This is a genomic window from Lacticaseibacillus jixiensis, from assembly GCF_042847315.1.
GTDB classification, from domain to species: Bacteria; Bacillota; Bacilli; order Lactobacillales; family Lactobacillaceae; genus Lacticaseibacillus; species Lacticaseibacillus jixiensis.
Window position 1 is genome coordinate 118,638 of sequence record NZ_BAAFPR010000001.1, and the last position, 21,726, is coordinate 140,363.

A 21,726-nucleotide genomic window follows, 5' to 3' on the forward strand; every position below is an offset into this window, starting at 1 on the left:
ATTATTAATCAGTGTAACACATGATGGCAAAAGCGCCTGCGCCAGTATGCGTGGCGATCACCGGATCAGTTGGCCGTACCAAGACTGGTACATGCGGCATGACGGCTTTGATTTTGGCCCCAATTTCGTTGGCGTAATCTTCCCCGCCGGCAAAAGAGATCCCGATTTCTTGCAAGCCTTCTAAGCCTTGCATCTTCTCGATGAAGCTATCGACGAACTTGTGTAAGGTCTTCACGCCGCGGCCTTTCTGCTTGACCTTCAATTCACCGTTGGCCACTTGTAAGATCACTTTGATGTTCAAGAAGCTGCCGATGGCCCCTGCAGTCCGGCTTAAGCGGCCGCCTTTGACCAAGTTATCCAAAGTCGACACGCCCATCACCAAGGTTGTATGGGCTTTGATTTCTTCCATGCGGGCCAAGACCCCTGCCATATCAGCACCATTGCGGATGGCTTTAGCCGCTTCGATCACTTGAAAGCTCATGGCGCGATCGGTGAAGTCCGAATCGATCACCGTCACGTCGCCATCAGCCATTTCGGCCGCTTGCCGTGCTGAATTGACTGTACCGGAAATGGCTTGCAACATGTGAATCGACAACACTTGGCTGCCATCTTTGGTCAATTCATTGTAGGTTTCGATGAACGTCCCTGGCGCGGGTTGGGAAGTCTTAGGCAGCGCGGAAGCAGCTGCCATTTTATCCATGAATTCTTTGCGCGTGATCGTTTCTCCGTCAATATAAACAGTCGAATCGATCATGATCGTCAAAGGTACCACATGAATATCATATTCTGCGATTTCTTCAGGAGTCAGTTGAATGGATGAATCGGTTACCAATTTAATCTTTGCCATGTCGCGGCCACACTTTCTTATAGGTTACGTGCACACTTTGTCAGTATAACAAAGACTGGGTTCCTTGTCAGCTGTAGATTATCTGGTTTCCAATACCAGATGTGATTGTATTTACCATTCTATCATGCTATGATGTATCCGTAAACATGGTAAAGACAATGATATGGAGGGCGACTATGCAGATCTCACATTCAAACAATTACGCGATCACTAATGAAAGTCTCAGCGCCACAACGCACGCTGTGGCATTAGGGATGTCCATTGTTGGGACGGTGGCTTTGGCGTTTCGCGCCGGCAATTCCCCGCTGCGCTTAGCCACGTTCATCGGCTTTGGGGTGGCGTTGATCATCTTATACACGGCATCAACGACCTTCCATAGTCTTTATTTTACCAAAGCGCGGCATGTGTTGCAGGTGTTAGACCATTCCGGCGTGTTCATCTTGATTGCCGGCTCTTATCTGCCGTATTGTTTGGTGACGATCGGCGGCAAACTCGGCATCGGCTTGTTGATCGCGATTTGGGCACTGTGCTTAGCTGGGATCGGCTACAAATGCTTCTTCATCGGCAAGTGGAAGGTGCTTGAAACCAGCATTTATGTGATCTTAGGCTGGTTGTGCATGATCGGCATTGAACCGTTATGGCAGCACCTTGGCCCGATCGGCTTTTGGCTGCTGGTTGCCGGCGGCGTCGCTTATACTGCCGGTGCGGTGCTTTATTCGCAAAAGAAGATCCCCTACATCCACGTGATCTGGCATTTATTCGTGATGCTCGGCAGTGCTTGCATGTATGCGTCGATTTACTTGTTTGTTTAATCAATTTCAACGCAAACCCCCGCTTGGCGTATGCCAAGCGGGGGTTTTTGATTGCTGTATCAAATTTTGCGCCAAGTTTCAAAAGTGTGCGTCAATGCCGGATCGGAGTTAGTCACGGTGCGGCTGGCCACTAAAGTATAATCTTGCCAAGGCAAATCGATCATCTTCACATCCCCGGCAAAATCTCCTGCTAAGCGCGTGACCAACAGCGTATCCGGCAAATCACGCAAGCTGGCAAAAACGCCGGCGCCTCCGGTGATCAACACATCTTGATCCGGGTGCGCTGCGGCCAGCTCACACAATTGCGCTTGGGAATGCACGACTACCACCCCAGGTTCTGCGGTAAATGCCTCATCATGCGTCAACACAACATTGGTGCGCCTTGGCAGCGGTCTTTTGGGTAAGCCCAAGTAAGTCTTGCGCCCCATCACCGTTAATGTGCCTAAGGTTTGTTGTTTGAAATACGCCAAGTCATCTGGCAAATGCCACGGCAAGCGGCCTGCTTTGCCGATGACACCGTTGTTGGCTTGCGCCCATAAGAATGCGATCATCGCCTGCCTCCTAAACTGCCACCGGCGCTTTGATGGCCGGGTATGGGTCGTAGTTTTCAACTTTGATATCAGCCATGTCAAAATCAAACACCGAATGCTTATCCGGATTCAACCACAAGCTTGGTGCTTGGCGCGGGGTGCGCTGCAGTTGCGTGTGAACTTGGTCGATATGATTGGTGTAGATATGCGCATCGCCAAACGTATGGATGAACACGCCTGGCTTAAGCCCAGTTTCATGAGCGATCAGCTGGGTGAGCAAGGCATAAGAGGCGATGTTAAACGGCACGCCTAAGAACATGTCGGCAGAGCGCTGATACAGCTGCAAGGATAACTTGCCGTCGTTGACGTAGAATTGATACAAGGTGTGACAAGGCGGCAAGGCCATGCTTGGCACGTCTTCTGGGTTCCAAGCCGACACGATCAAGCGGCGTGAATTGGGGTTGGTTTTGATTTGTTCGATCACATTGCCGAGTTGATCGATATGCTCGCCGCGACTGGTGCGCCAAGCGCGCCACTGACTGCCATAAACATTGCCTAAATCACCAAAACGTGCGGCAAAATCCGCATCAGCTAAGATTCGCTGGTCAAAAAGCGCCATTTGCTCATGGTATTGCGCCGCAAAGTCGGCATCCACCAACGAACGCCGGCCGAAATCATGCATATCCGGGCCGTGATATTCGCTTGAGTTTACGAAGCGTTCAAACGCCCATTCATCCCAAATATGATTGTTGTGCTGCAGCAAGAAGCGAATGTTGGTGTCGCCATGCAGAAACCACAACAGCTCGCTTTTGATTAAGCCAAAAGGCACTTTCTTCGTCGTCAGCAGCGGAAAGCCTTGCGCCAAATCGAAGCGCAATTGCGCGCCGAAGTGGCTGTACGTGCCGGTGCCGGTGCGGTCACCTTTGAAGTCGCCTTCATCTAAGATCTGCTGGAGAAGGTCCAAATAGGGTTGTTCTAACATGCCGCCAGTCCTTTCTTAATCAACATACTCATCTAATTCGGCAAAACGATCAAACATTTCATCCAACTTGGCGTTATCCGCATCGATGGTTTGTTGCAAATCGCCGAGTTTCACATAGTCTTTGCCGTCGATTTGGGCCATTTGTGCTTTGAGCTGACTGATCTTGTCGTCTAAATCGTCCATTTGCTGCTGCAGCTTGTCGTGTTCCATGCTTTCCGCATAAGTGAGCTTGGTTTTGACCTTAGGCGCTTGCGGCGTCGTTGGTGCAGCGGCTTTGGGTTTAGCCGAAGACGCAGGTTTAGGCGCCATGGCTTTAGCCAAATAATCAGTGAATAACCCAACGTAGCGCTCGATTTTGGCATTGCCGTCGAAGATCAACAAGTGATCAGCCACCTTATCCAAGAAGTAGCGATCATGGCTGACGGTGATCACAGTCCCGGGAAAATGATCCAAATAGTCTTCCAGTACCGTTAACGTCGCCACATCCAAGTCGTTAGTCGGCTCATCTAACAACAAGACATTCGGCTGGCTCATTAAGATCCGCAGCAGGTACAAGCGCCTTTTTTCACCACCGGACAAGCGGCTGATCAACTCGCCATGCATGCTGCGAGGAAACAGGAATTGCTCCAACAATTGCGTGACGCTAATGCGCTCGCCTGAATTGGTGACCAATTCTTCTCCGGCCGCTTGCAGATACGCGATCACACGCTTGGACTCGTCTAAGTTCTGCGACAGCTGCGTGTAATAGCCTAATTTAACCGTATCGCCGATTTCCACCACGCCGGAATCGAGCTTGCGGCTGCCTGCGATCACGTTCAGCAAGGTGGACTTGCCGGCCCCATTCTCACCAGTAATGCCGATGCGCTGGCCGGGTTGCACCAGCCATGAGAAGTCTTGCAGGATGCGATGCTTGCCAATGGTCAAACTGGCATCTTTGAAGTTAATGACTTTCTTGCCTAAGCGGCTGGACGCCACTTGCATCTCCACGGTTCCAGTCGCTGCTGGCTTGTCGGCCAGTTCTTGCTTCAAGCCGTTAAAGCGATTGATGCGCGCTTGTTGTTTGGTAGTCCGCGCTTGAGCGCCAGCGTGCATCCAAGCCAGTTCTTGTTGATACAATTGCTGCTGCTTATGTGAAGCTGCCGTGTCGCGGGCAACTTGTTCGGCTTTTTGTTGGACATAAGCTTCGTAGTTGCCAGCGTAGGTGTAAAGCTGGCCGTGATCCAACTCCCAAATGCTGTTGGCCACGCGATCGAGGAAATAGCGATCATGGGTGACGACCAGCAAGGCGCCTTTATACGCGCCTAGGGTCTTTTCCAGCCAGGCAATCGAGTCAAAATCCAAGTGGTTGGTCGGCTCGTCTAAGATCAATAAATCAGGCGATTCGATCAAGACTTGCGCCAAACCGACCCGCTTTTGCTGGCCGCCGGATAAACTGCCGATGGTTTGATTGAGATCTGGCAGGTGCAATTGCGTCAAGATGGTTTTGATATCGGTATCCACACTCCAAGCATCCAGCTGCGTCATCTTCGCGTCAGCTTTCTCATAAGCGGCTTGGGCCGTTTCATCCATGGGCGCTTTGGTATATTCATTCAAGGCGTGTTGGTATTGGCGCAAGGCTTCAAACACCGGCCCTTGCCCGCCGTATACCGCGTCCATGATCAACTTGTCAGGATCCAAAGCCGGCCGCTGGGCCAAATAGGCGATGCGATAAGTCTTAGGCACTGTTACCGACCCTGAATCAAACGGATCGACATCTGCCAAGCCGTTCAGCAAGGTGGTTTTGCCAGTGCCGTTGACGCCGATCAGGCCAATACGGTCGCCTTCGTTGATGAGAAAATCAAGATTCTTGAATAATTGCTTGTCGCCGTAAGCCTTGCTTACGCCGCTTGCACTTAATGTTTGCATGTTATCCGTCCCTTTTATCCGTGTAAGAACAGTTTAACACAGCCCAGAGTGAAGTGGCGCGCTTTTAGCGGGTCAAGCCGCCTGGTCAGGTGTGGCTCCGCTTTCCCCACGCCCCTATGCAACAGCTGGCCTACCGTTTTGAAATCAGGATATGGAATCACGCAATTGGTATCGCAGCGACTATTTAAGCGCGCAGCAAACTGCAACCAAATTGCCTGCATCACGGCCTATTTTACCCAAACAAAAACAGCTGTCCTTGCGATTCAACGTAAATCGCAAAGACAGCTTTTTGCTTGGGCAAAGTCAAATATGTGGATAGTCGTCGTCGACAGTCCGTTCTGGGTCGATCACAATGTATAAGTGACCATTGGCTTGTGACACCTTGCTGGATTGATAAACATTATCCAAGCCGCTGGCATCTTTTTCCTTGAATGGGAAGTAGATCGTGATGTTCTTTTCATTGTTGAACATCAGATCCATCTTCTCAATGTCTTGGTACTTCGTAGCGCGCCCGAACATCCCCAGCTCCAGCGAACCGGTGTTGATGTCTTCGGACTTAACGTGATCGGCTTCTGGCAGAATCTCGACTTTGAAGCTCTTGCATGGATGGATCTCTTGGATCTTGCCGCCGTGGATGCGCCCATAACTGGTCGTCACGCGGCTGATCCAAATGTCAGCCATTTCCTTATGGGATACATTCCACTCATCCCCATTACGAAAATGAAAAACTAACTGCTCAAAAACATGCGCCGTCATCTCTATCATCCTCTCTGAATGTGCTTACATGTTTATTCTAACACAATCAAAGCGGCTTGCGTTATGCCAACGCGGCTAATAATGCGGCTTGCGAATTGGCCAGTGTCCCATTGACAACCGCCAATTCTAAGCGATGCAACGCTTGGCCCATGGCGCGGCCGGGTTTGATACCATGGGCCATCAAAGTTTGCCCATTGACGGCTAACTCATTACTGCGCTTGATCGGCAAGGCGGCATATGCGGCCAAAATAGCGTCCCCATCAGCTGCCGGGTCCAAATAGGCCAAGGCTGCTACTGCCACTTGCACAGCGGTTTGGCCGGTTTGATAAAGCGTCCAAGCGTCTGCATCAGGCAAACTGGCTAACAATGAAATCGCCGCTTGCACAGTTGTTTTCAAGGCGTTGCTTTGCTTCCAAGCCTTCATCGTCTGCCCCACATCCAATTGCAAACAAGCACACACCAACGTCCAAGCCACCGCTTCATCGTCAAGCTGCGTTTGCGGCAAGGCAGCCAACTGACGCAGGCCTGGCTCATGTTGCGGAAACTGCGGCACATAGCGATACAAACCGGTATCGATGAAAGTCGCCAGGCCGGCTTGCCGCTTGATGCCTGCCAGCAGCTTCACAAATTCTGTGGCAATGCGCTCAATGGAAATATGCGCAAGCAATGGCGCATTCGCCACGATGGCCTGTTGCGTTGCCGCTTCGATCGTAAAACCCAACTGACTTTGAAAGCGCACTGCGCGCATCATCCGCAAGGCGTCTTCGTGGAAACGGTCATGGGCGTTGCCGACTGCTTTAAGCACATGCTGGCGCAAGTCGTCTTCGCCGCCAAACAGATCCACCAAGCTGCCATCATGGCGCGCAGCCAAAGCGTTCACGGTGAAGTCGCGGCGCTTGAGGTCTTCTTCAAGTGAGCGCACAAACGTCACATGATCTGGCCGTCTGAAGTCTTGATAAGTCGACTCGGTACGAAAAGTGGTCACTTCATAACCGATCCCGTGGTCCAACACCATCACGGTACCATGCTGAATGCCGGTGTCGACAGTTTTGTTGAAGATCTGCTTGATTTCAGAAGGATAAGCGGAGCTGGCAATATCCACGTCATGGATCGGCAAGCCCAAGAGGCTGTCGCGCACGCAGCCGCCTACAAAATACGCCTCAAAGCCTGCTGCTTCAATGGCTTGCAGGATCGGGATCGCCGCTTGAAAATCTGGATGAGTTAAATCGATATGCATACATAAAACCTCCGTCAACCATGATACCAGATTTCAGCAGGCCTTGCCGGAAACTAAAATAACGCCTGCCAATTGGCAAGCGTCGTCAGCTTATTCTGTTTCCAATTCATCCAAACGCGCCTGCATGTCGACATCGTCTGGTACCAAGGCGACATACCGCGTTAATGCCGCTTTCAGTTCGGCAAGTGCCGCAGTGGATTGGAAGAAATCGATGATGTCATGCAAGAACGCCGGATCATCTTGAAAGGCGCCGAAAGCCAGCAGATAATTCTCGCGGGCTTTTGTCGGATCATCTTGGCGATCGTAACTTTTGGCGAGGTTCCAATAGATCTGCGGATCCACGTCGCCGGATTTGTCGATTGCCTCCAAGAAGGCAATATTGTCGGCATCATGATGCTGGGCCAACAACAGGTTCGACCAAGCCAACATGACGGCTTGGTTTTCAGGATCGATTTCGCGGGCTTTTTGCAAGTAGGTGCTGGCCAAGTCGTCATCTTCGGCTTTGATCGCCAAATCAGCACCAACGGCAAACAATTCGGCGTTGGTATCATCAACTTGAATACCTGCTTGCACCGTGGTCAAAGCAGCATCTGGCTGATGATCGGCGGATTGCGCTTGGGCCAGCGGCAAATACGCGTTGGCAAAACTGGGATCTTCTTCCACCACCGTGTTGAGTTGGTCAATGGCGCGCGGATAGTCTTTAAGTTGCAGGTACAATGAGCCTAAAGTGAAGCGGCTGTTGAAATCGATGGCATCGCCAAGTTCTTCATACACCGCCACAGCATCTTCATATTGCCCCAGATTGGCCAATACTGCCGCATAGCGGGCTTTCACTGAGACGTTGGCGATCTTATCAACGCCGTCTTGGATCAGCTTAGAATAGGCCACAGCGGCTTGAGCGTCTTTGCCCCAAGCAAAGTATAATTCCCCTAACGCAAACACCACCACCGGCTCGTCTGGCGCTTCTTGTTGCGCTTGTAAGAGCTTCTGTTCGCTGACTTCGTATAAGCCTTGCGTTTGATACACATCCGCAGTGGCTAATAACGCCTGCACATAGAAATCGCTGTCTGGCTGCACTTGGGCTAAATAATTCAACGCCTTATCCGCGTCACCATTGGATACGGCAATATCTGCCAAAGTCGCCCGGATATCATCTTGATCTGGATATTTCCCCAACAGTTCTTCATACAAGCGCTGCGCCTGGCCGATAAACCCCAAGGCGTACAATTCTTCGGCGAGGTTATATTTGGTTTCGTCATCATCATGGGCAATGACCTGCAGGAATAATTCCCGGGCTTGGTTCATTTCACCGCGCTCTAAGGCGTCTAACATTTGTTCAGAATAAGTCATGTCATCCTCCGCATCTTATCTGCTTATCACGCTCGCCATTGCGTCTGCGCCATCAGTGGGTGAACGCAACGAAAAACGGCCGAGTCGAAGACTCAGCCGCTCATGTATCATTGTCTCAGGAGACTACTTAACAGCGTCCTTGAGAGCCTTACCAGGCTTAAATGCTGGTACCTTAGATGCAGGGATCTCGATCTCTGCACCAGTTTGTGGGTTGCGGCCCTTACGAGCTGCGCGTTCGCGCACTTCGAAGTTACCGAAACCGATCAGTTGAACCTTGGCACCTGCTGCCAGGTTGTCTTGGATCGAGCTGAAGACAGCGTCTACAGCAGCAGTTGCGTCCTTCTTGGTTAAACCAGTCTTTTCCACAACGCTTTCGATCAATTCAGCTTTGTTTGCCATGAGCAATTCACCTCCGTATAGATTTAGATGGATTCCATCTAAAGTCCCAACTGTGAGTATCCTCACAGAATGAGGAAACAATGACAAAAACCGTATCACTATTTCATGCTTAAAGATAGCACACCAACGCCGGTGTAGCAAGGTTTTTTCGCTTTTTAAGCGCTTTTTTCAGGCAGATTGAAAACAATTCTTGTAAGTGTCCCACGATTCGACGGAATCGCGCAATCCCTTGTCACTTGCGGCTTCGCGCGATCACGTGGATCGGCGTGCCGTCGAAGTCAAAAGTTTGGCGTAATTGGTTGATCAAGAAGCGCTGATATGAGAAATGCAGCAAGTCCGGATCGTTGACAAAAACCACGAATGTCGGCGGCTTGACGGCCACTTGAGTCATGTAGTAAATGCGCAGCCGCTTGCCGTTGATGGTCGGCGTCGGGGTGACCGCCAAGGCATCCATCAAGACATCGTTCAAGACTGCACTTTGAATCCGGCGGTTCTGATTTTCTGAAACCGTTTGGATCATCGCCGGCAGGTTTTTAAGGCGCTGATGGGTCTTAGCAGAGACAAACACGATCGGCGCATACTCCAGGTACTGAAATTCGTCGCGAATGTGTTGTTCGAACTCTTGGATGGTGTGGTTATCCTTGTTGTGCAAGGTGTCCCATTTGTTGACGACAATGATGATGCCGCGGCCGGCTTCATGCGCATAGCCGGCGACTTTCTTGTCTTGTTCGCGAATACCGGTTTCAGCATCTAACACCACCAACACCACATCCGAGCGGTCAATGGCGCGCAAGGCCCGCATCACGGCGTATTTCTCGGTGCTTTCATAGACTTTACCGCGCTTGCGGATCCCGGCAGTGTCGATCATCGTAAATTCTTGCCCGGCGGCTTCGAACTTCGTATCAATAGCGTCGCGGGTGGTGCCTTCGATATCAGACACGATCACCCGCTCTTCGCCTAAGATCGCGTTGACCAAGCTGGACTTGCCGACATTAGGCCGGCCAATGAAGGAGAACTTGATGCTGTCATCTTCTGGTGCTTGGCCTTCTGTTGGAAAAGCGGCAAAAACCGCATCCAGTGCATCGCCTAAGCCGATGCCATGGGTCCCAGACAACGGATAAGGTTCGCCGAAGCCCAAAGAATAGAAATCATAGATCTCACTGCGCCGTTCTGGGTTGTCGACTTTATTGACTGCCAAAACCACCGGCTTGTCGGCGCGATATAAGATCTGCGCGACTTTCTCATCAGCATCGGTGATCCCGGCTTCAACGCTGGTCAAGAACATGATCACATCGGCTTCTTCAATCGCGATTTCGGCTTGTTGGGTAATTTGGGACAAGAACGGTTCGTCGCCCATGTCGATCCCACCGGTGTCGATCAAGGCGAATTCTTTGCCTAACCACTCTGCTTTGCCGTAGATCCGATCACGCGTGACGCCTGGGGTGTCTTCGACGATCGACACGCGTTCGCCTAAGATCCGGTTAAAAATCGTTGATTTGCCGACATTCGGCCGGCCAACGATCGCCAAGGTTGGTAATACCATCTATATTGTGCTCCTTTTATACATCCGAGGCACTTCACGAAATGCGCCTCTCAACTAAGATCCAACTGGTGTTACACCAGCAAAAAGCGGGACAAAAGGATCTGTCCCGCTTCATCATTACTGATTACTTATCTTTACCGAAGTCTTTCAAAGCATCGCCAAGCATGTCGCCCAAGGAGAAGCCGGAATCATCTTGCTGGTATTCAGCAGGAATGGAAGTGCGGCCTTCCGAACGGTTGTTACGACGAGGGCGGTCGTTGCCGCGATCGTTGTTGTTGCGACGAGGTTGTTGGGCACGTTCTTCTTGCGCACCTTCAGGAGCTTCTTCAAGCGCCTTGATGGACAATGCCAAACGATGGGCATCTGGGTCAACAGATAAGACCTTGACCTTGATGTCTTGACCTTCTTTAAGCACGTCTTGCGGCGTGGCAATGTGTTCGTGAGAGATCTGGCTGATGTGAACTAAACCTTCAACACCAGGGAAGACTTCAACAAAGGCCCCAAAGCTCGTCAAGCGACGCACTTTACCATCAAGCACAGCACCGGCTGGCGCTTGTTCTTCGATGTTGTCCCAAGGTTGTGGCAAAGTCGCCTTGATGGACAAGGAGATACGATCGCGGTCTTCGTCAACGGCGAGGACTTTAACGCGTACATCTTGGCCAACCTTCAAGACATCAGATGGCTTGTCAACGTGGTCAAAGGCGATTTCGGAAACATGGACCAAACCGTCCACGCCGCCAAGATCAACGAAGGCGCCGAAGTTAGTCAAACGTGCAACCTTGCCTTCAACGATGTCGCCAGCTTGCAACTTGCCAAAAATCTCCTTGCGTGCTTCAGCCTTGGAGGCTTCAACAATCGCACGGTGGCTTAAGATCAAGCGGTTATCAGATGGTTCGATTTCAACGATCTTGAATTCCAATTCTTGATTCTTGTATTGAGAAAGGTCTTCAACGAAGTGATCTTCAACCATGGATGCTGGCACGAAGCCACGCACACCGGCGTTGACAACTAAGCCGCCTTTGACCACGGAAGTAACCGGTGCGGTGATGGTTTCACCGGCATCGAACTTCGCTTGGATTTCTTTCCAGACCTTCTGTGCTTCCAAGCGGCGCTTGGAAAGCAGGTATTGGCCGTTTTCTTTATCTTTACCAATCGTGGAGATGACCACCAGGTCGATCTCATCGCCGACATTAGCAACCGTGCGAATATCATCGATTGGCTGAGTAGATAATTCTTTGAGAGGAACGACACCTTCTACACCGGTGCCTTCGATACCGACGATCAGTTGCTTATCCTCAACGGCTAATACTTCACCCTTGACGGTGTCACCGATATGAACGGTTTCGACGCTGTTTAAAGCATCCGCCATCGTTTGGGCGTTTTCGTTTACGTTTGTTTCACTCATGCCAAAAAATCCTCCTATACGACTGTCATACAATCTCTATTGTACCGAATTGAACTGAAAATTACCAACACTTTCGATGAAAATCATTCACCTTTTTTTGCGGCAACGAGATCCAAGATCTTTTGGACCTCTTCATCGATGGTCATGTTGGTGCTATCGATCTCGACGGCGTCTGGCGCCTTCTTCAACGGCGAAACCGCTCTGGTCGTGTCCTTGTGGTCGCGCGCCGCGATTTCTTCTTCCAAAGTCGCCACTGAAGTCATGATCCCTTTGGCCACGTTCTCTTTGTGCCGCCGCGCCGCTCGCGCTTGCACGCTGGCCACCATGAAAACCTTCACTTCAGCGTTAGGCAACACGGTGGTGCCAATGTCTCGCCCGTCCATTACGATGTCATGGCTTGCGGCAATGTCACGTTGGCGTGCCACTAATTCTTCGCGCACCTTAGGCAAGGCTGAGACTTGCGAGACGTTGTTCGTGGTTTCCGGCTCGCGAATGGTCAGCGTCACATCTTGATCATTCATGAAGACCTTCTGCCCATCAGGACTGGGGGCAAATTTGATCTGAAGCTTGGCCAAAGCCGCCATGATCGCAGCTTCATCGCCGTAATCAAGCCCTAATTGATGCGCCATCACCGTCACCGTGCGATACATCGCGCCTGTATCACAGTAGATGAACCCTAAGCGATTGGCCACCAACTTGGCGATGGTGCTTTTACCCGATCCGGCTGGACCGTCGATTGCGATTTGCATAGATAAACCGTTTCCTCCTCTTTGCCTGCAAGCGTTCTGCAGGAATCAAAATCCAGATATGATTTTACGGTGTTATCAGCCATTGGTCAACTTTTTGTCAACAACACAAAAGCCCTTGTCACAAATTGCTGTGTGACAAGGGCTAGTGGCATGCGTGTCGCAAATCATTGCTGCACTTTCAACACGGTGCCGGCAGAAATACTTGAGCCGGAAGACAAGCCGTTGAGCTGCAAAAGCTGCGCAAGTGTCATCCCGTGGTTAACGGCAATGCGATATAAGTTATCGCCGCGCTTAACGGTATATGTACCTGTCGCCACGCTGCTGGAACTGGCCTTGAGGCTGCTGGAACTTGATTTGATGCTGCTGGAAGTCGAATAAGTGCTGCTTGACCCGCTGCTGGATTGGGTGCTGCTGGCAGCACTGCTGCTTTGCGGCTTCTCTGAGCTTGATTTGGCAGAGGATTTGGCTGAGCTGCTGCTGGAATGCTTTGGTTTTGCCGAAGCTTTCTTGGCCGTTGAGCTCACCGCGATTTTATCATTGGTGTAATCGCCGCCAGAATTGCTTGCCGTGTTGTTATGGATCGCAAACCATGTGACCGGGATGATGATAACCAACGCCAACGCCACCCAGACGCAAATGGCCAGCACCGATCCGCCATGCTTCTTCTTGCGCGTCGCCAGCCGTGACAAGTTGCCGTCATCATCACGATCATCATCAAATTGTTTGTTCCATGGTTTGGTTTGGTCGGAAGCGTCGTGTTCGACTGATTCCTCTTTATTGGTGGTTTTCTTACGCAAACCGATCCCCCCTCACATACTGGAATCATTGTATCATAAGTCGCCGCCAAAAGGCTTTAGACTTCGTTAAATATCTGTGCAAACACTTGTTGCCAACTTTGCGCCTCGCGCAGAAGGACCGCACTTGGCGCCAGGCTTTCAAGTACTGGCTGGGTGATCAAACCACAACAAAGCGCATGATGGGCCTTGGTTGGCGCGTCAAAATACGCCAAGAAATATTGACGATGACAACTTGCAGCCAAGAAATCCCGCACGGCATTGGCTGCCGTTTGCTTCTCAGCCAAGCGCCGCGTCAATTCGGCTTGCACGCGCTTCTGGGTAAAACCGGCATGAACATACGCCAACACCAAGGCCACTTGCGGATCATCGAAGCTTTCATATGCATCAGAATGGGCAAACACCGTGGCGATCATGGCGGCATCAGGCAGGCTGCTGGCAAAAGTCGCCGCTCGGCTCATGTCCCCAGGCGCCACCAACACCACCGACGCGCTAGGCAAGCCGTCGCGACCGGCACGGCCGATGCCTTGGGCATAAGCTTCAAGCGATTCCGGCACATGCATGTAAATCACCAAACGAATGTCGGCTTTGTCCACACCCATGCCAAACGCGCTGGTGGCACACATCACCCGCAGCTGGCCGGCGAGAAACTGCGCTTGGCGCAAGGTGCGCTGGTCTTGCGGCAAGCCGGCGTGATAATACGCGGCACTGACGCCGGCTTGTTGCAGCTGTTGGGCGAAGGCTTCGCTTTGCGCTTTGCTGTCAAAATACACCACTGCTGCGCCTTGGATCGCTTGAATCAGCGCTTGGGCCCGCGCGGTTTTGGCAGCAGGTGAGGCGGCTTCTTCAACTCCCATGTAAATATTGGGCCGATCAACATCGGCGATCACAAGCTTAGGCCGCGTCAGTTGCAGCTTGGTGATAATATCTTGTTGCACCCGACTTGGTGCCGTGGCTGTCAATGCCAAGGTGCAGCGCGGATGCAAGCGCTGCTTCAAGCTGCCAAGTTGTAAATACGCCGGGCGAAAATCCGGCCCCCATTGCGAGATACAATGCGCTTCATCGATCACCAAACAAGCGATCGACTGCTGGGCCAAAGCCGCTTGCACATCAGAGCGCAGCAAAGTTTCCGGCGCGGCAAACAAGAAATGATACGCCGCTAAATGATCGCGCACCGTCGCAAAGGCCTGCGGATCCAAGCGGCTGGTCAACGCCACGGCACGTTTATCGCCGGCTTGTTGCAAACGCGCCACTTGATCATCCATCAATGCCAACAGCGGCGATACGATCACAAACAAGCCTGGCATCAACGCCGCTGGCAGCTGATAACACAGGGTTTTGCCACTGCCAGTCGGCAAGATCCCCAACGCATCGACACCGTCCAACACCGCTTGGATCAAGGCTTTCTGACCTGGGCGAAAGCTGCTGAAGCCAAAGCGCTGCTGTAATTCATTCTCCAGAGCCATCCGGCCACCTCCCTTGAATCACCAAGATCTCATATAAACGCACCAAGAAGAAATCACTGCCAGGCACTTGCGCCAACAATTCATGAAAGTCGTTGAAGCGCTGCTTAGGCAGCGCCCCAAACGCCGCCATCATCGCTGGCGAATACAACGTGTCCAGCGGCAATTTTGCCCCAAACAACGCAGCGCCTAGTAAGTGTTCGTTGACCGTTGACGGCTTCAAGCGCAATCGTTGGGCAATTTGCGGCCGCGGCATGCCGGCTTGCGCCAAGGCCAAGGCTTGGTATTGGCTCTGCGTGCCCAGCGGTTTGCGCCCGCCCCACAGCCGCGCCCAACTGCCAAGACGATTGGCGTCCAGTGCGACGACCAATTGCGCCAACGCGTCTAAGCGCTGCATGTGGCCAGCCAAACTGTCATCGCCACCGGCACCAACATAGTCATGCCCAATCAACTGCTGGCTGAGCAGATCCGATTGAGCTTGCGGCAGCGCAGCAAACAACGCCGTTAATTCTTGAATCGCTGCGGCGGGCTTGATCGCCACCCACCACTGGCGCACTGCTTGTTGGCTGGGCCAGTCCGGCGTAACTGGGCGATAGAAACGGTTGTGATACGTGTATTCAGAAAGACTTTGGATCGCCAATTGCAGCTTCAGCCAAAACGGCGCCAGATCCATCCAAGGCGCGTAATGCGCCGGCAGCGCCAAGCGCTTGGCTGCCGCTTGTTGCGCGTCAAGATTGCGCAATGATAAGTTATTCCCGTCGCGCTTGAGCACCTGGGCTTGTTCCAAACGCTTGATGGCGGCTTGATAATCACTTCTAGACAGTGTAGGGTACAATTGCAGCCACTTCAGTTGATCATGTTGCAAGGCGGCAAAAAGCACTGACTGGGTCTTCTTGCCTGTCAGCAACATGTACACGCTGATTTCGGTGCGCGGCTGTTGATCAAACAGCTGCACGATCAAATCGTCTAACACGACGCCACCTCCAGGAGTTGATGATATATTGCCAGTATACGCCCATGTGAATCAAGATGCCTGTATCGCCTGCGGCTTGTGCCAAACCTTGGCACCTGAGCTGTTTGACTATGATGCAAACGGCATTGCCCATTACGTCCCAGATGCCAACCGCGGCACAAAGGCGCTGACGCCTCAACAGCTGATCGCTTTCAAACGCGCCTTCAAGCGCTGCCCCACCGGCGCAATCGAGCGCAACACTTCGCCTTTTAGTGAGTAACCACTTAATGTTAAGGCCAATCACACAAGTACCCCCACCTGGCATTCGAATTGCGAACTGCCAGGCGGGGGTATTTGTGTGAGCACCTCAAACCACTAGTAGTTTAAGGTTTATCAACCGATTTGAATTAGTGTTGCAAGCTGCGCTGCGCTTGCGCGGCGCGCTGTTTATCCAGCCATGGCATCAAGGCCTTGGCGCATAAGAAGAAGACCACTGAGATCACGGCGCCTTTGATCAAGTTGAATGGCACCACGCCGATCAAGACGTACTTCATGGTCGACATCCCCAATTGGAAATTCATCGCCCACATGTACACTGGCATGATCGCCACCAAGTTAAGGAAACTCATGATCACCGTTAAGCTTAACGTGCCGCCTAACAGTCCGCCGACTTGGCGGCCCAAGGAATTCTTAGACTTCATCAACATCACCACCGGCCACATGAAGCCGACACTGGCGATGAATGCGGCAGTATCACCAATCAAGTTGACCACCCCGCCGCCAGTCATGACATAATGCACCAACGAACGCACAAACGCCACGGCAATGCCGCCTACTGGCCCGTATAACAAGCCGCCTAACAAGACGGTGAGATCCGATAAGTCGAGTTTCAAGAAAGGAAACATCGGCAAGATCGGAAACGCCAAGAACATTTGCAGAATAAACCCAACCGCGGCTAACAGCGCGATCCCAACTAAACGGTGAACCTTAGAACCAGACATAGAACATTCCTCCATGTGGTTGCTTCAGAGAGGCCGCAAAAAGGCCTGCTTACCCAAGGGCAAACAGGCCTTACATGAATTGTCGAATTCAAATAAGCCCCATCTTCTTTATCTAGACTATACTATCGGTCTTGGGATTCCACCAAGCCAGCCGCGCACAAGCACGGGTCGCGGACTATCACCGCCGGTCGGGAATTGCACCCTGCCCCTGAAGACGAACCATTTATTTAATTACACATAGAGCTTATCAGGTGAACGAACACTTGTCAACAGTAAGTATGTGCGTTGGTGAACACTTTATTTGTTGCCAGCGGCCAGCTTGCGCAGCGCATCAACTTCGCGCGGCTTCAACGGTCGGTATTCACCTGGCTGCAAACCTTCCAGTGTCAGCGGGCCATATTGCGGCCGCGACAATTTGATCACGGGAAAGCCAACCGCCTTGAACATCTTCTTCACTTGGTGATTGACCCCTTGGTGGATCACCAATTCAACAATCGCCGTGCGTTTGGCCTTGTCGCTGGACATAATGTTTACGCGCGCCGGGGCCAGCTTCTTGCCTTCAACGGTTACGCCTTGTTTTAACGGCAACAAGTCCAAGCGCGTGGGAATGCCTTGGACCTTGGCAATATAATGCTTTTCGATCTTAAATTTCGGGTGCATCAATTGATTGGCGAAATCACCGTCGTTGGTCATCAACAACAACCCGCTGGTGTCATAATCCAAGCGGCCCACTGGATACAAGCGTTCCGGAACGTCTTGGAAATAATCGGTGACGACTTTGCGCTTCTTGTCATCGGTGACGGCAGTGATCACCCCGCGCGGCTTGTAGAACAAATAATGCCGTGCCAGTGGTTTGCTTAACGGCACCCCATCGACTTGCACTTCATCTTTGCTGGACACTTTGACACCCATTTCAGTCACCACTGCACCGTTAACAGTCACGTGGCCTGAGGCGATCAATTCTTCAGCATGGCGTCTTGAGGCAACGCCTGCTGTGGCGATGGCCTTTTGCAGGCGCACCAGTTCTTCATTCATTGATTTTCTCCTTCTAATGTGGCATTGAAATCCGCAAACAAGTCAACTTCACTTGGCGCTTGCGCCGTTTCCAATGCCGGCAAGTCCTTCAGCGACTGCAGCCCGAAATAATCCAAGAAAAATGGCGTCGTCGCATAAAGGATCGGCCGCCCTGGCGCGTCTTTGCGCCCGGCTTCTTTGATCAATTGGCGGCTGGCCAAGGTGGTCAAGGCGCCGCTTGATTGCACGCCGCGGATCTCATCGATTTCAATGCGCGTCAGCGGCTGCTGATAAGCAATGATTGCCAAGACTTCCAGCGCCGCTTGCGACAAGCCGCTAGCCGGCGGGCCGGCAAAATATTTGCGCAGCGTTGGCGCCAAAGCCGGTTTGGTCAACAGGTAATAGCGGTCTTGGGTTTGTTGCAGCATCAAGCCGCGCTGCTCATCGGCGGCTAAAGCTTGACCATAATTTTCCAGCTGCTGGCGACAAGCCGCAGCGGTGATCCCAAGCACCCCTGCCAAGTCGCTAAGCTCGACGCCGGCACTGCCGGCAGTATACAAGACGGCTTCGATTTGCGCATGCATTAAGCTGCCTCCTTCAACGACACCGTGATCGGGGCAAAAGGCGCCTTTTGCACACAATCGATTTGGTTGGATTTCATTAATTCCAAGATCGCCAAGAAAGTCGTCACCACGCCATCGACACTGGGTTCAGCCAACAGTTCAGTAAACTGACATTGCTTGTGTACCCCCAGCGTTTGCATTACCGCGCCGATGCGCTCGGCCAAAGAAATCGGCTCCGCTTCAATATGCGCGATCGTCGCCGCCGTGGCGGCTTGTTGCGCAACGACTGATTGCATTGCCGCCACCAGATCCCGCAGCTTCACCGCACCAGGCGCCATGGGCTGTGCTAATTCAGCATCAGGCAGCGTTTCGTCTTTGCTGTAAGACAGCGCGCGCTTGGTTTCGCGCACCTGCAATTCTTTGGCGGCTTGTTGATAAACTTGATAAGTCAACAATTGCGCCACCAAGTCTGCGCGCGGATCAACATAGTCGTCTTCTTGAATCGGCGGTTCCGGCTGCGGCAACAATAACTTGCTTTTCAAAGCCATGAGGCTGGCGGCCATGACAAAATAATCACCAGCCACATCCAAGCGCAATTCCTGCATTTGATGCAGGTAATCGAGGTATTGGCTAGTGATCTCCGCGATCGGGATGTCATAGATATCGACTTCATTGGTACGGATCAAGTGCCATAACAGATCCAAGGGGCCAGAGAAGTCTTCAAGCACCAGTGTAAGTGCCATTGGTACCCTCTTTTCTCATTTGATTGAATTTCGCCACTAAGCCTGCCGTTTCAAGCGACCCCATTAATTTCTTATCAGGAAATTGCGCTTGCAAGTCACTTAACGCGGCAAATTTGGTTGCATCATCACGCGCTGCCGGTGACAGCGACAAGTGCCGCAACATCACAAAGTCTGCGCCGGTTTCAACGCCGACGACGCCTTCAAAATCTTCATCGCGGCCTTCGCGATATAAATAGAGGTTGTGCGTCGGGTCCTCTGTATAAAGCTTCAGTTCAGTTTGCAGATGATCGATGTCTTTAAGATCGGGAACAAAGGACAAGAAGCCCATCGCGATCTTTGCATAATCGTGCTTATATTTCGTCAGCATAATAGCCTCCACATTCACTACTCTCAGTGGCTACTCTAACAGAAACTGCCTGCCAGGGCAAATACTGAGATCAGTTCGCTCACCCGCGCGGATGGGCTTTGTGATAAACCGCGATCAGCTGGGTGTTATCCATATGGGTGTAGATCTGCGTGGTCGAAATATCACTGTGTCCCAATAATTCCTGCACCACCCGCAAGTCAGCGCCATTCTTAAGCAGATTGGTGGCGAAGCTGTGGCGCAAGGTGTGCGGGGTGACATTCTTTTGAATACCTAACGCATCGATATAGGCCTTGAGGTTCTTCCAGATTCCTTGACGCGTCAACTGATGGCCATGGAAGTTGACGAAAACCACCGTTTCTTGCCCTTGCTTCAACAAGCGCGGCCGCGAATCTTGCAGGTATTGCTGCACCCACTGGGTGGCTTGCGGGGAAATCGGCACAATGCGTTCCTTGTCGCCTTTGCCAGTGACTTGCAACAAGTTCAGCGTCAAATGCAACTGATCCAAGCGCAGATTAACCACTTCCGACACCCGCAGCCCAGTGGCATACATTAATTCAAAAATGGCCCGATCCCGCAGTCCCAAAGGCTTATCTGTGTTTGGTGCCGCCATTAGCCGATCGATTTCCGGACCAGATAATGTGGCCGGCAAATGCTTGGCCGGCTTGGGCGAAGCCACTAGCGCCATCGGGTCGACCACCACCACTTGTTCCCGCAGCAAATAGCGATAGAATTTGCGCATCGCACTGATCATGCGGCTCATGGAACTGGCCGCTTTAAGCGTCGTTTGCGCCGCCAAGAAGTCTTGGACCACCGCCAGTTCAGTCGGAAATTCCGCCAACTGCTGAGTTGCCAACCAGTCGGCGAATTCTCTGAGATCTTGTTGATAGCTGGTTTGCGTGGTTTTGGCTAAGCCGCGTTCCACATCAAGATAATGTACGAAATCTGCGATCAATTGCTCCATAACTTGCCTCTATTTTAATAATTCAGTAAAACCATCGCGCTCTTGGATCTTCTTGGCCTTCAACAAATTCCCCAACGCCCGCTTAAACGCGCCTTTGGAAATACCAAAGGCTTGCTTAATGGCTTCTGGGTCGCTTTTGTCGGTGAAAGCGATTTTGCCGTCTTCTGAATGTTCCAACACCGCCAAGATCATCGCCGCATCTTCGGAAATTGCCTCAAATGCGCGCGGGCGCAAACTCAGGTTCAATTCCCCATTCGGCCGCACACCGATCACGCGGGCGTGCACTTCTTCGCCTAAGCGCGGTTCGATTTCCCGTTCGCTGGGATGAATGAAGCCCAAATAATAATCATCTGTCAACACATGGGTGCCAGCCATCTTCAGCCGATATGCCCGAGCCGTCACGTTCTCATTCATGAGCTTGGGGTTGCCCAAGTTGGCCACAGCCTTGATGATGCTTTCATCAGCCAACTGGCCCCATAACCGATGCTTCTTGTCGATGGTCAACGCCACCATCAGCTTATCGCCGCGCGCCGGCCACAAGCGGGTCAGCTCCGGCAATTGATCCAAAGACACCACAATGTCTTTGTCCGGCAAGCCGATGTTCACAAACACCCCTAAGTCGTGGCGCACTTCAACCACTTCAGCGAAAGCATAATGATCATGCCCTACCGTTGGGATCTTCGTGGTCATGCGCGCATCGCCGTGTTGGTTCTCATACACGAAACCATGCACATCATCGCCGACGCTGGGCAGCGTTTCAAACTCCGTTGCGTCAATGGCAAAAGTCTCGCCTTCATATTGTGCAAACACTGCTTTGTCATTTAGATCTGAAACAGTTGCCGTTAAGATCTGTCCATTTAATTTCATTTAAAAAAATTTCCTTTCGTTAATGCTGCGGCACGAGGTTTAACACCGTCAATACCACATAAGTCATCCCACTGGCGATCACCGGACCGGCGGCGATGCCTTTAAGCAGCACGACCCCCATGATCGTGCCAAACACCAGCGCCACGGTCATTTCCGGACTATTGGCCAACAAACCCACGCCTTTGGCCGAAAGCACTGCCACCAACACACCCATGGCAATGGCGATCCAGCCAGCCGGTTCGCGCAGCACTTTCGCCAATTCTTTGAACCCGATTTCGCCAGTGGCGATCGGCACCATAATCGCCGCGGAAATCACCGTCACACCCCAATTGATGCCTTGGCTTTGCAAAGTCTTTAGAAACGGCGCAAAAGGCGGTAAGGCTTTAAGCAGCATCACGAAGCCAACGCCGATCATCAAGGACTTATTCTTGGCCAACGCCGCGATAATGAAAATCCCCAGCAGAAATAACCAACTTTCCATATCGT

24 protein-coding genes and 1 riboswitch are annotated in these 21,726 nt (G+C 52.0%); of the genes, 2 read left to right on the top strand and 22 right to left on the bottom strand.

The window, feature by feature from the left end; translation table 11 throughout:
* Nucleotides 1-4: 4 nt before the first annotated feature.
* Complete coding sequence (locus ACGG90_RS00570) at nt 5-847, bottom strand: DegV family protein (protein WP_390404481.1); 843 nt, start codon at nt 845-847, stop codon at nt 5-7.
* Nucleotides 848-1,023: 176 nt separating this feature from the next.
* Here ACGG90_RS00570 and trhA point away from each other — a divergent pair, with 176 nt between their 5' ends.
* Nucleotides 1,024-1,659 carry a PAQR family membrane homeostasis protein TrhA gene (gene trhA, locus ACGG90_RS00575; RefSeq protein ID WP_390404484.1) on the top strand — a complete coding sequence of 212 codons (636 nt, stop codon included), beginning with the start codon at nt 1,024-1,026 and terminating at the stop codon, nt 1,657-1,659.
* Between the two features lie 59 nt (nt 1,660-1,718).
* On the opposite strand, the gene ACGG90_RS00580 is transcribed toward trhA, so the two are convergent.
* From ACGG90_RS00580 to ACGG90_RS00640, 13 genes are all read right to left on the bottom strand, one after another.
* Nucleotides 1,719-2,210 (bottom strand): dihydrofolate reductase, encoded by a 492-nt coding sequence (locus tag ACGG90_RS00580; RefSeq protein ID WP_390404487.1) that lies wholly within the window; start codon nt 2,208-2,210, stop codon nt 1,719-1,721.
* 10 nt (nt 2,211-2,220) lie between these two features.
* Nucleotides 2,221-3,171, bottom strand: coding sequence for a thymidylate synthase (locus tag ACGG90_RS00585; protein WP_390404489.1), 951 nt, complete (start codon nt 3,169-3,171; stop codon nt 2,221-2,223).
* Nucleotides 3,172-3,186: 15 nt separating this feature from the next.
* Complete coding sequence (locus tag ACGG90_RS00590) at nt 3,187-5,076, bottom strand: ABC-F family ATP-binding cassette domain-containing protein (protein ID WP_390404491.1); 1,890 nt, start codon at nt 5,074-5,076, stop codon at nt 3,187-3,189.
* Nucleotides 5,077-5,379: 303 nt separating this feature from the next.
* Complete coding sequence (locus tag ACGG90_RS00595) at nt 5,380-5,832, bottom strand: hypothetical protein (RefSeq protein WP_390404494.1); 453 nt, start codon at nt 5,830-5,832, stop codon at nt 5,380-5,382.
* Nucleotides 5,833-5,893: 61 nt separating this feature from the next.
* Complete coding sequence (locus ACGG90_RS00600; RefSeq protein WP_390404497.1) at nt 5,894-7,069, bottom strand: CCA tRNA nucleotidyltransferase; 1,176 nt, start codon at nt 7,067-7,069, stop codon at nt 5,894-5,896.
* A gap of 90 nt (nt 7,070-7,159) precedes the next feature.
* The gene (locus ACGG90_RS00605) at nt 7,160-8,419 is read right to left on the bottom strand and encodes a tetratricopeptide repeat protein (RefSeq protein ID WP_390404500.1); all 1,260 of its coding nucleotides are present in this window, start codon (nt 8,417-8,419) and stop codon (nt 7,160-7,162) included.
* 123 nt (nt 8,420-8,542) lie between these two features.
* Entirely contained in the window at nt 8,543-8,818 is a 276-nt protein-coding gene (locus tag ACGG90_RS00610; RefSeq protein WP_054715215.1) for an HU family DNA-binding protein, read from the bottom strand.
* Nucleotides 8,819-9,050: 232 nt separating this feature from the next.
* Complete coding sequence (gene der, locus ACGG90_RS00615) at nt 9,051-10,361, bottom strand: ribosome biogenesis GTPase Der (protein WP_390404504.1); 1,311 nt, start codon at nt 10,359-10,361, stop codon at nt 9,051-9,053.
* A gap of 124 nt (nt 10,362-10,485) precedes the next feature.
* Entirely contained in the window at nt 10,486-11,766 is a 1,281-nt protein-coding gene (rpsA, locus tag ACGG90_RS00620) for a 30S ribosomal protein S1 (protein ID WP_390404507.1), read from the bottom strand.
* A gap of 83 nt (nt 11,767-11,849) precedes the next feature.
* Nucleotides 11,850-12,515: a (d)CMP kinase gene (cmk, locus tag ACGG90_RS00625; RefSeq protein WP_390404509.1), complete on the bottom strand. Its 666-nt coding sequence runs from the start codon at nt 12,513-12,515 to the stop codon at nt 11,850-11,852.
* 164 nt (nt 12,516-12,679) lie between these two features.
* Nucleotides 12,680-13,312 carry a LysM peptidoglycan-binding domain-containing protein gene (locus tag ACGG90_RS00630; protein WP_390404512.1) on the bottom strand — a complete coding sequence of 211 codons (633 nt, stop codon included), beginning with the start codon at nt 13,310-13,312 and terminating at the stop codon, nt 12,680-12,682.
* A gap of 56 nt (nt 13,313-13,368) precedes the next feature.
* Complete coding sequence (locus tag ACGG90_RS00635) at nt 13,369-14,775, bottom strand: RecQ family ATP-dependent DNA helicase (protein ID WP_390404514.1); 1,407 nt, start codon at nt 14,773-14,775, stop codon at nt 13,369-13,371.
* The gene (locus ACGG90_RS00640; protein WP_390404517.1) at nt 14,759-15,745 is read right to left on the bottom strand and encodes a helix-turn-helix domain-containing protein; all 987 of its coding nucleotides are present in this window, start codon (nt 15,743-15,745) and stop codon (nt 14,759-14,761) included. The genes ACGG90_RS00635 and ACGG90_RS00640 overlap by 17 nt, the downstream gene beginning before the upstream one ends.
* A gap of 28 nt (nt 15,746-15,773) precedes the next feature.
* Between ACGG90_RS00640 and ACGG90_RS00645 the strand changes: the two genes are divergently transcribed.
* Nucleotides 15,774-16,004: a ferredoxin gene (locus tag ACGG90_RS00645; RefSeq protein WP_390404519.1), complete on the top strand. Its 231-nt coding sequence runs from the start codon at nt 15,774-15,776 to the stop codon at nt 16,002-16,004.
* A gap of 127 nt (nt 16,005-16,131) precedes the next feature.
* Here ACGG90_RS00645 and ACGG90_RS00650 read toward each other — a convergent pair whose 3' ends face one another.
* From ACGG90_RS00650 to ACGG90_RS00685, 8 genes are all read right to left on the bottom strand, one after another.
* Entirely contained in the window at nt 16,132-16,725 is a 594-nt protein-coding gene (locus tag ACGG90_RS00650; RefSeq protein WP_390404521.1) for an ECF transporter S component, read from the bottom strand.
* Nucleotides 16,726-16,822: 97 nt separating this feature from the next.
* A riboswitch (FMN riboswitch) is annotated at nt 16,823-16,945 on the bottom strand.
* 77 nt (nt 16,946-17,022) lie between these two features.
* On the bottom strand, nt 17,023-17,748 hold the full coding sequence (locus tag ACGG90_RS00655; RefSeq protein WP_390404879.1) for a pseudouridine synthase: 726 nt from the start codon (nt 17,746-17,748) through the stop codon (nt 17,023-17,025).
* 8 nt (nt 17,749-17,756) lie between these two features.
* Nucleotides 17,757-18,323 carry an SMC-Scp complex subunit ScpB gene (scpB, locus tag ACGG90_RS00660; protein ID WP_390404524.1) on the bottom strand — a complete coding sequence of 189 codons (567 nt, stop codon included), beginning with the start codon at nt 18,321-18,323 and terminating at the stop codon, nt 17,757-17,759.
* Nucleotides 18,323-19,045: a segregation and condensation protein A gene (locus ACGG90_RS00665; protein WP_390404527.1), complete on the bottom strand. Its 723-nt coding sequence runs from the start codon at nt 19,043-19,045 to the stop codon at nt 18,323-18,325. The genes scpB and ACGG90_RS00665 overlap by 1 nt, the downstream gene beginning before the upstream one ends.
* Nucleotides 19,023-19,412, bottom strand: a complete 390-nt coding sequence (locus tag ACGG90_RS00670; RefSeq protein ID WP_390404530.1) for an N-acetyltransferase — start codon at nt 19,410-19,412, stop codon at nt 19,023-19,025. Before ACGG90_RS00670 ends, ACGG90_RS00665 begins: the two co-directional genes overlap by 23 nt.
* A gap of 79 nt (nt 19,413-19,491) precedes the next feature.
* Nucleotides 19,492-20,373: a site-specific tyrosine recombinase XerD gene (gene xerD / locus ACGG90_RS00675; RefSeq protein WP_390404532.1), complete on the bottom strand. Its 882-nt coding sequence runs from the start codon at nt 20,371-20,373 to the stop codon at nt 19,492-19,494.
* A 9-nt stretch (nt 20,374-20,382) separates the two neighbouring features.
* The gene (locus tag ACGG90_RS00680; RefSeq protein WP_390404534.1) at nt 20,383-21,240 is read right to left on the bottom strand and encodes a CvfB family protein; all 858 of its coding nucleotides are present in this window, start codon (nt 21,238-21,240) and stop codon (nt 20,383-20,385) included.
* Between the two features lie 19 nt (nt 21,241-21,259).
* A complete protein-coding gene (locus tag ACGG90_RS00685) occupies nt 21,260-21,721 on the bottom strand; it encodes a DUF441 domain-containing protein (protein ID WP_390404536.1) in 462 nt (153 codons plus the stop codon).
* Nucleotides 21,722-21,726 lie beyond the last annotated feature (5 nt).

What these genes read in the sequence shown, in the direction of transcription:
- xerD (WP_390404532.1), bottom strand. Translation starts at nt 20,373, where the DNA reads ATGGAGCAATTGATCGCAGATTTCGTACATTATCTTGATGTGGAACGC.
- ACGG90_RS00590 (WP_390404491.1), bottom strand. Translation starts at nt 5,076, where the DNA reads ATGCAAACATTAAGTGCAAGCGGCGTAAGCAAGGCTTACGGCGACAAG.
- ACGG90_RS00680 (WP_390404534.1), bottom strand. Translation starts at nt 21,240, where the DNA reads ATGAAATTAAATGGACAGATCTTAACGGCAACTGTTTCAGATCTAAAT.
- ACGG90_RS00685 (WP_390404536.1), bottom strand. Translation starts at nt 21,721, where the DNA reads ATGGAAAGTTGGTTATTTCTGCTGGGGATTTTCATTATCGCGGCGTTG.
- ACGG90_RS00650 (WP_390404521.1), bottom strand. Translation starts at nt 16,725, where the DNA reads ATGTCTGGTTCTAAGGTTCACCGTTTAGTTGGGATCGCGCTGTTAGCC.
- ACGG90_RS00600 (WP_390404497.1), bottom strand. Translation starts at nt 7,069, where the DNA reads ATGCATATCGATTTAACTCATCCAGATTTTCAAGCGGCGATCCCGATC.
- rpsA (WP_390404507.1), bottom strand. Translation starts at nt 11,766, where the DNA reads ATGAGTGAAACAAACGTAAACGAAAACGCCCAAACGATGGCGGATGCT.
- ACGG90_RS00670 (WP_390404530.1), bottom strand. Translation starts at nt 19,412, where the DNA reads ATGCTGACGAAATATAAGCACGATTATGCAAAGATCGCGATGGGCTTC.
- cmk (WP_390404509.1), bottom strand. Translation starts at nt 12,515, where the DNA reads ATGCAAATCGCAATCGACGGTCCAGCCGGATCGGGTAAAAGCACCATC.
- ACGG90_RS00580 (WP_390404487.1), bottom strand. Translation starts at nt 2,210, where the DNA reads ATGATCGCATTCTTATGGGCGCAAGCCAACAACGGTGTCATCGGCAAA.
- trhA (WP_390404484.1), top strand. Translation starts at nt 1,024, where the DNA reads ATGCAGATCTCACATTCAAACAATTACGCGATCACTAATGAAAGTCTC.
- ACGG90_RS00610 (WP_054715215.1), bottom strand. Translation starts at nt 8,818, where the DNA reads ATGGCAAACAAAGCTGAATTGATCGAAAGCGTTGTGGAAAAGACTGGT.
- ACGG90_RS00605 (WP_390404500.1), bottom strand. Translation starts at nt 8,419, where the DNA reads ATGACTTATTCTGAACAAATGTTAGACGCCTTAGAGCGCGGTGAAATG.
- ACGG90_RS00570 (WP_390404481.1), bottom strand. Translation starts at nt 847, where the DNA reads ATGGCAAAGATTAAATTGGTAACCGATTCATCCATTCAACTGACTCCT.
- ACGG90_RS00665 (WP_390404527.1), bottom strand. Translation starts at nt 19,045, where the DNA reads ATGGCACTTACACTGGTGCTTGAAGACTTCTCTGGCCCCTTGGATCTG.
- ACGG90_RS00635 (WP_390404514.1), bottom strand. Translation starts at nt 14,775, where the DNA reads ATGGCTCTGGAGAATGAATTACAGCAGCGCTTTGGCTTCAGCAGCTTT.
- ACGG90_RS00595 (WP_390404494.1), bottom strand. Translation starts at nt 5,832, where the DNA reads ATGACGGCGCATGTTTTTGAGCAGTTAGTTTTTCATTTTCGTAATGGG.
- scpB (WP_390404524.1), bottom strand. Translation starts at nt 18,323, where the DNA reads ATGCATGCGCAAATCGAAGCCGTCTTGTATACTGCCGGCAGTGCCGGC.
- ACGG90_RS00585 (WP_390404489.1), bottom strand. Translation starts at nt 3,171, where the DNA reads ATGTTAGAACAACCCTATTTGGACCTTCTCCAGCAGATCTTAGATGAA.
- der (WP_390404504.1), bottom strand. Translation starts at nt 10,361, where the DNA reads ATGGTATTACCAACCTTGGCGATCGTTGGCCGGCCGAATGTCGGCAAA.